This window comes from Vibrio sp. V23_P3S9T160 (assembly GCF_963886625.1).
Taxonomy (GTDB): Bacteria; Pseudomonadota; Gammaproteobacteria; order Enterobacterales; family Vibrionaceae; genus Vibrio; species Vibrio anguillarum.
The window spans coordinates 1-3815 of sequence record NZ_CAWPDB010000062.1 but is presented as its reverse complement, the minus strand read 5'-3'; the positions used below and the strand labels follow the sequence as shown (position 1 = coordinate 3815).

Here is a 3815-nt window from a genome sequence, read left to right as displayed (position 1 = left end):
TCATAGATTTTTAAGTGGCTATATAAGTAACCAGTACGATCTAATATCGCTAATTTTTTCTGTTGAAAAGGTTTTTTAGTGACCACATAACCAAATTGCAAATTAGTGTAAGGTGGGGTCGCTATAAAATCACGATTATCGATGTCATCGACATTTAATGAAGGCAATAAATCGACTTCATTATCGATAAGCATCTGTCTAATATCTCTACCATTGGCTGGCACATACTGAAATTTAAGAAAGCTTTTTGACTCAATGAGCTTGAGTAAATCATGGACATATCCCTTCACCTGATTATCATCCTCATCACAATAAGAGAGTGGATATATATCTTCTTCTATGGTGTATCTGACAATTTGATTGCTATTTTCTTGACTTAATAATTTTAGGCTATCTTTATTATTCAAAAAATAAATATTAGTCGAGTCTATCTTATTAGCTGTATTTCCTGTTGCTTCAGCAAGAATGAGTTTATCAAAAATGCTTTTTAATTCATTATTTCCCATCGGCAAAATGATTCTATTTATTTCGACACCTAATCGACCATCTGCAATAACCTCACCGTCATATCCAGAATTAGGGCTGATATAATGATTGAGTGATATATAGTTGGTTATCGTTGCATCGGCTAAACCTTGCTTCATCATTTCTGCTGATTCTAAGAAACTTTGTGCTAGTAATATGTGTGGGTAATGGCTCTGCTCTAATGTTTCACAATAAGATGAACCTTGTACGCAAACCCATTTCAAATGATTCATATCTTGCTGATTTAATTTTTTGTCCCTTAGCCAAATCACTCGTAGGTTATTATAGAGTGGCAAACTGAATAAAATGTTTTTTTCTCTCTCTTTTGTTTTGCTAAAACCAATAGCAAAATCCACATCACCACCATGCACAGCAGCAACAAGATCAGTTATCGATTGATAGCTACGATATTCAATTTTGACATCAAGCTCTTTTCCTATTCCTACCGCATAATCATGTTGAATACCGATTGTATTCTCAATGCCGCCCCAATAAGGTAGCCAAGGTTCAGACAATACACCCATTACAATGACTTTTTTTGTTTTTAAATAGGTACGTTCCGAATCTGATAAATAATCGGCGGCATAAACAGTATTAAAAAGTAAGTTAATTGCTAAAATTAACAATAAGTAGATACGTAACAAATTCATTCTCGTGATATTGATTCCAATATCCAACTAGTTTAACGATCCTGCTCGTCATTGCCAAGAATAGGGCATCAGAACAAAACTGGTTAAAATACATATTTATCAACACGTTAATGCAGTGTAGGAATAATCTTACAAGAGAATAAACCCATAAAATTAAAATGTGAGATGCATATCCGCACCAAAACATAATTTCGGTGCGGATATTATTAATGAGATGAAGTACGAATAATTTCAGCTAAACTTGATAAGCGTCGTTGATGCTCAGCGACATAAGGATTACTACGATCCCAAGCATATCCTGCAAGAATAGAGCAAATCATCTGCTTTATTCTTGGATTGGGCGTTTGGTAAAAAATCACCTCTTGTAACATGCCGTTGTACCAACCTTCCACATAAGTGCGGAACGTATCCACTCCGACCATTAATGGCTGAGAATACTCTTGCTGCCAATCTACACTTTCTTTTTTTAGTTGGCGTACAACACAAGACACCGCTAACTGAGCCGATTTCATGGCTATCGTTACACCTGATGAAAACACCGGGTCTAAAAATTCACCAGCATTGCCTAATAACGCATAATTTACCGTGGCCAACTGCTTAACATTTGCAGAATAGCCGCCTAGCTCACCAGCAGGATTAGGGTATTCGGACTTCGAAAGCAGTTCTGCCAGCTCAGGCATTTCATTCACCAACTGCTGGATCGCCGCAATTTTATCACTTGGATAGCCGTCAAAAAACGACGGTTCACCGACAACACCTAATGAACATGTGCCGTTAGAAAAAGGAATGAGCCAATACCATACGTCAGGATTACGCGGATGGACGGAGATCAGTATCTTGTTTCGGTCGTAGTCTGGTTGTTCAGGGGAGATATGATCAATGATATGGGTAAAGATGGCTTTTCTCGGAGGTAAACACGATGGCTCTTCCAAATCGAGTAACTTAGGCAATACTCGCCCAAAGCCACTGGCATCAAGCACGAAGTCGGCTTCAATTTGATACGTTATACCGTGTTGATCCGTCACCAATAATTGTGATTTATTCTCTTCAAATTCGATATTCGTCAGTTGATGTTGATAACGAATTTCAACCCCTTGCTTAACAGCAGAATCCGCTAATACTTTATCAAATTGACTACGCTGAACCTGAAAAGTGGTTCCCGGCCCATTCGAATATTTGTCGGTAAAATCAAACTGGGCGTATACACCATTTTTTCGAAAGGCAGCACCATTTTTATATTGAAAACCCGCACGCATAACATCAGGTAACATTCCCGCCGCTTCTATCACTTCCATACAAGCAGGTAATAAGCTTTCGCCAATAGAAAAGCGTGGGAAAAGTGCTTTTTCAATAACCAACACGCGTATGTTTTGTGCATGGAGTAATGCCGCGGCAGTCGAACCCGAAGGGCCCGCACCAATGATAACAACTTGAGTTATCTCTTTATTCATGAATTGACTCGCATCGATTTTAATTAAGCTTGGGCTTTTAGCTCTAACAAGGTGTGGCCAAGGCCAATATTGTCGGTTCGTTTGATCACCTGTAATCCTGCTGCTTGAACGATTTCTAAGAAATCTTCGCTGCGATAGAAGCGACTATTACCATTTGCAAGGCAGGTAAAATACAAAGAGGTGGCATTGAGGCTATAAGAAGCCGCATCGTACTTCTGTGAATCCCAGAACAGTTCCAAAATATAAACCGTCGAATATGCAGAAAGATTGGCGCGAACGCGTTTTAAAATACTCAAAATTTCCATTGGCGAAAAACAGTCTAAAAACTGGCTCATCCACCACACGTCCGCATTTTTTGGTAACGGTTGTTCTTTATCGAGCATGTTGGCTGGAAAAGGATGAATACGCTGCGTAAAACCTTGTTGCTGCACGTTAGCCATCGCCATTTCCAACTGTTGTGGCAGATCCACAATCGTCACTTCAACGTCTGAATCATAGTGACAACATTGCAGTGCCCATTTACCCGTATTGCCACCAATATCGACCAAATGTTTCGGTTTTTTACGAAACACTTCTTTCAGCAAAATAGGAAAAGAACGATCGGAATAGAAGTGATCGAATTTGAACCAACTGTCTTTAGCTTGCTGGGGCAAACGCGATAAACCTTGGTAGATGGTATCCCAATCGCCGAGTTCTTTCAGACCAGCAGGCTTGCCTTCGGTGATCGATTCGGTTAAATGCATCATGGCGGCATAACAAACGTCTGCCGTGAAATCCATATTGGCTTGCGTCATCCCATCATGCAGCAAAAAAATGCCTAGATTAGCCAATGAATAATTCGGTTTATCCCATAAAACAATATGGGCACTGATGGCCATATCGAGCAATACTTTAACGCCATACTCTGACACGCTCGTTTCTTGAGCAATTTGTTCTGCGTTTAAACCTTTTTCGCCAGCATTATCTAATGCAGCCAGTATGCCTAAGTCACGTAATGTACGCGCCGTATGAAAAACGATGGGGGCAAAAGATAATTTTTGAGCTTCGGTTTTTGCCTCTAAAGCGTTATAAGGATCTATTTTTTGATTTAACACATTAAAACCTAACTTTAATTTGTGAACAATATCCAAACACTTAATCTAAGTTCGACTCAATTCTTAAAAATCAATATTTAAGTCAAGGATACAAA

3 protein-coding genes are annotated in these 3815 nt (G+C 39.1%); all 3 read right to left on the bottom strand.

Annotated elements, in window-relative coordinates; all coding sequences use genetic code 11:
* On the bottom strand, positions 1 to 1202 hold a 1202-nt coding region (locus AACU59_RS03575; protein ID WP_237666559.1), incomplete at its 3' end, for a transporter substrate-binding domain-containing protein.
* A gap of 179 nt (positions 1203 to 1381) precedes the next feature.
* The gene (locus AACU59_RS03570) at positions 1382 to 2626 is read right to left on the bottom strand and encodes an NAD(P)/FAD-dependent oxidoreductase (protein ID WP_094144932.1); all 1245 of its coding nucleotides are present in this window, start codon (positions 2624 to 2626) and stop codon (positions 1382 to 1384) included.
* A 23-nt stretch (positions 2627 to 2649) separates the two neighbouring features.
* Positions 2650 to 3756 carry a class I SAM-dependent methyltransferase gene (locus tag AACU59_RS03565; RefSeq protein ID WP_094144933.1) on the bottom strand — a complete coding sequence of 369 codons (1107 nt, stop codon included), beginning with the start codon at positions 3754 to 3756 and terminating at the stop codon, positions 2650 to 2652.
* Between the last annotated feature and the right edge of the window lie 59 nt (positions 3757 to 3815).

Bases quoted from the DNA above. Each gene is read 5' to 3' on its own strand.
- AACU59_RS03570 (WP_094144932.1), bottom strand. From the start codon at position 2,626: ATGAATAAAGAGATAACTCAAGTTGTTATCATTGGTGCGGGCCCTTCG.